At 72.6% G+C, this 3704-nt stretch carries 4 protein-coding genes and 1 pseudogene; 2 read left to right on the top strand and 3 right to left on the bottom strand.

All coding sequences use genetic code 11. The annotated features are described in order from the left end of the window. Nucleotides 1–151 (bottom strand): annotated as a pseudogene (locus ACFXA3_RS38415) (exodeoxyribonuclease III); the annotation flags it as partial. Nucleotides 152–486: 335 nt separating this feature from the next. Between ACFXA3_RS38415 and ACFXA3_RS38410 the strand changes: the two are divergent. After that, entirely contained in the window at nucleotides 487–1113 is a 627-nt protein-coding gene (locus ACFXA3_RS38410; protein ID WP_385195295.1) for a DJ-1/PfpI family protein, read from the top strand. Nucleotides 1114–1132: 19 nt separating this feature from the next. Here ACFXA3_RS38410 and ACFXA3_RS38405 read toward each other — a convergent pair whose 3' ends face one another. After that, nucleotides 1133–1846: a hypothetical protein gene (locus tag ACFXA3_RS38405; RefSeq protein WP_385195292.1), complete on the bottom strand. Its 714-nt coding sequence runs from the start codon at nucleotides 1844–1846 to the stop codon at nucleotides 1133–1135. Nucleotides 1847–2036: 190 nt separating this feature from the next. Continuing rightward, nucleotides 2037–2840, bottom strand: a complete 804-nt coding sequence (locus tag ACFXA3_RS38400; RefSeq protein ID WP_385195289.1) for an aminoglycoside 3'-phosphotransferase — start codon at nucleotides 2838–2840, stop codon at nucleotides 2037–2039. A 139-nt stretch (nucleotides 2841–2979) separates the two neighbouring features. On the opposite strand from ACFXA3_RS38400, the gene ACFXA3_RS38395 reads away from it, so the two are divergent. Beyond that, the gene (locus tag ACFXA3_RS38395; RefSeq protein WP_385195287.1) at nucleotides 2980–3639 is read left to right on the top strand and encodes a helix-turn-helix transcriptional regulator; all 660 of its coding nucleotides are present in this window, start codon (nucleotides 2980–2982) and stop codon (nucleotides 3637–3639) included. Nucleotides 3640–3704 lie beyond the last annotated feature (65 nt).

Below are 3704 nucleotides of genomic sequence, written 5' to 3'. Positions count from 1 at the left end.
GCCCGTTCCCGTAAACCAGGTCGATGAGCATGCCCCGGTTATTGGGGAAGGCCAGCTGGCGGTATTCCCAGTACGTGTAGTGCCGGTCGTACTTGAGGTGGCGCTGTAGCACGTCTTAGATCCCGGCCTCCCGCAGCGCGTCCAGGACGGCCGGGGAGACGTCGTGGTGCACGTCCGCCACCCCCGGTACGACCACGGTGTCGGCGTACCGCAGCCGGTCGATGCCGTGGTGCACCACGATGTCGAAGCCGCCCACGACCCGGTGCGGACCGGGAGTCTCGGCGCACAGCTCGAACCGGTACCACCACTCCACGTCCAGCTCCGGCCGGGACACCGCGAACACCTCGGCGACCGTGGCGAGCTCGAACGGGGCCATCCCGTCGAAGGCGAGGCAGGCGATCCGATGCTGGCGCATGGCGGAATCCTAGCGGTACACGCCGTTCACGACACTGTCGGACGACGGCTGCGAGGCCCGAAGCTTGCGGCATGAAACCCGCCACCGCTGCTCCGCTCACTTTCGGGATGCTCGTCTTCGACGAGGTCGAGGTACTCGACATGGGAGGCCCCTTCGAGGTCTTCAGCACCGCCGGCCGATTCGCCCGCACGGCCGCCGACGAGCCGCTGCTGCGCGTGGTGACGGTCGCGGTGTCCGACCGGCCGGTCCGTGCCCGCGGCGGGTTGAAGGTCGTCGCGGATCACACCCTCGACCAGGACCCGCCCTTCGACGTGCTGGTGATCCCCGGCGGCGTCACCACGGCGGTGGAGGCGGACGCGCGCGTCATCGACTGGCTGGACCGTCGCCGCAAGACCTCCTCGCTGACGTTCAGCATCTGCACCGGGGCCTTCCTGCTGGCCGCGACCGGGGCCCTGAACGGCCGGCCGGCCACGACCCACTGGGAGGACCAGGCCGAACTGGCCGAGCGCTGGCCGGACATCCGGGTGCGCACGGACGCCCGGTGGGTCGACGACGGCGACATCGTCACCTCCGCGGGGATCAGCGCGGGCATCGACGCCAGCCTGCACATCGTGGGCCGGCTCTTCGGCGAGCCGCTGGCCCGTCGTACCGCCCTCCAGATGGAGTACGACCGGACGGCCCCCGGTCACACGGGCTGATCACACGCCGCCCCGGTGCTCACCGGGGCGGCGCCCACCGGGGTGCCGCGCACCGCCGGGGGAGCGTCACGGTTCCGGGCCGGTGCTCGAAGGTGTCCATCACCAGCCACTCGTCCAGCTCGGGGTCGTACAGGTTCTGGACACCGAACTGCAGCACCTGCCAGAAGGTGCCCCGGTCGTGCTCGTCGACGTAGACGTCGCCCAGCGCGAGCGGCAGCCGCGGGTGATTCCCGGGCGGCAGGTCCGGGAAGACCACGCCCACCCTCCAGTGGTTCACCTTCCGCTGCGGGCGGGTGCCCCGCAGGGTCTCCGGCCCGACGAACCGGGCCTTCTCGAACGCCTGGTTGAGCGCTTCCAGGTTGAAGCCCGGGATGGCCGAACAGGGGTGTTCGGTCAGGCCGGGCCATTTGTACGTCAGTGTGTAGAGCGTGTCGTGGTAGATCAGGTTGGTGAACCAGATCGGGTACTGCGGGCCTCCCGCGGTCATCTGGCTGTCGCCGTCCCTGCCCTCCCAGGTGAACGGCACGGTGATGCCCAGGTCGCGGACGATCCACTTGCCCTTGCCGCGGAAGTCGCGGGGAAGACGGGGCGGAGGCGGAGTCGGGGAGCCTTGCCGCCGTGCGGCCGCGGCCATGCCTCCGGACGACGGCGCGGACCCGGTCCGGGACGCGGCGGCGACCGGCGGAGGAGCCGCCAGGACGAGGGCGACCACTGCGGCAAGTGCGGCCGGCACGGCCGTCCGACGTGCGCCTTTCCAACCCATGGTCTCCCTCGGCTGTCGCGTCAGGCGCCGTCGCGGCGCAGGGACAAACACGGCGATGCTGGGACACCGTCCCCGGAATCACAGATTCCGAAACCGGCGGCACCGGGGTGGGGACGGGAGGGTGACGCCGCATGCGGCGACCGGCGCACTCTGTGGTGCTTCAGTCCGACAGTTCCCACAGCAGCCGGTAGTACGCGATCCGTTCCGGGTCCGGTTCGACTCCGTAGGCTTCGAGCAGCGGCTCTTCCCAGCCCGGGCCGTAGTTCCACTGCGTGCTCCAGGTGGCGACGGCGAGGTCCGCCCAGCGGTCGGCGACACCGAGCGTGCCGAGGTCGACGTGCCCGGTCCACGTGCCGTCGTCGCCGACCAGGGTGTTGGGGGCGCAAGCGTCGCCGTGGCAGACCACGAACCGGTCGACGGGCGGGACGTCGGCGAGTACGTCGAGTGCGCGCTCGACGGTGCCGAAGTGCCGGAGGTCCTCAGGCCAGTCGGCCGGGTCGGTGCGGCCCGCGGCCGCTCGCGACCGTACCCTCTCCAGCCGTTCCCCGGCCGACCAGTCGAAGGGGCAGTCCGCGACGGGCAGCACGTCATGGAGCGCGCGCAGCCCGGAGCCGATCGCGCGCACCGCGGTGCCGGGGTCGCGTTTCCAGTGGTCGTCCACCGCCATCCGGCCGGGCAGGCCGTGGGTGACGATCCAGGACCCGGCTTCGTCGGCGCCTTCGCCGAGTACCCGCGGCACCACCGCGAACCTCGCCGCCCACCGCAGGCGCGCCACCTCGGCCGCAAGGTCGATCCCGCTGCCGGCCGGCGTCCACTTGACGAACCGCCGGGTGGCGCCCAGGCCCACCTGGAACGTCAGCCCGCCGAGGTCGTTCTGCCATACGGCCCGTACCGGCTGCCCCGCCGCGAGCTCGGTGACGGCGCGAGGTGCCCCGACGGGTCCCTGGGGCGAGGTGGCGATCATGCGCTCATTCTCACCGGAGCGGCCGGCGGCGGGCCAGGCATTTCCGGCTGCCGCGCCCGGCCACCCCGGCCGCCCCGCCCACCCCGTCCGCCCCGTCCGCCCTTCCGTCTCCAACCTGCGTCGTTCCTAGAATGGCCGGGTGAAGGACATCGATGCGATCGCGGCCTTGCAGGATCCGGTACGGCGCCGGCTGTACGAGTACGTGGCGGCGCAGGGCCGTGAGGTCGGCCGCAACGAGGCCGCCGAAGCGGTGGGGGTGGCGCGCACGCTCGCCGCGCACCACCTGGACAAGCTGGCCGAGGCCGGGCTGCTGGACAGCGGCAGCCGCCGCCTGACGGGCCGCTCGGGGCCGGGGGCGGGCCGCCCCGCCAAGGTGTACACGCGGGCGCGGGCCGAGCGGTCGGTCTCGCTGCCCGCCCGCGACTACCGCACCGTCGCCGAACTGCTCGCCGAGGCCGCCGAGCAGGCCGGGCTGGATGCCGGGCTCTGCGCCGTCGCGCGCCGCCGGGGCGAGGCCCTGCGGGGATCGGCCGTGCCCTGCGCGGGCCTCGAAGAGGCCGTGGACGTGCTGGCCGCCCGCGGCTACGAACCGTACGTGGCGGACGGCGGGGCGGCCGCACCCGTCGTCCGCATGCGCAACTGCCCCTTCCATGCGGTCGCGGAAGGCTTTCCGCCGCTCGTCTGCGGCATGAACCTCGCGCTGCTGGAGGGGCTGCTCGGCGCCGACGCTCCCGTCCGCGCACGGATGGACGCCCGGCCGGGGGAGTGCTGCGTGGTGGTCGAGGCGGCAGGACTCTAAAAACAACAACCATTGACATAGAAATGAGCTTGTGGGGGGGGGGGGGGGCGGGCGGTCGCTCGACG

Origin of the sequence: Streptomyces sp. NPDC059456 (genome assembly GCF_042750055.1) — a bacterium.
GTDB lineage: Bacteria > Actinomycetota > Actinomycetes > Streptomycetales > Streptomycetaceae > Streptomyces.
This window is presented reverse-complemented; position numbering and strand designations above follow the sequence as displayed.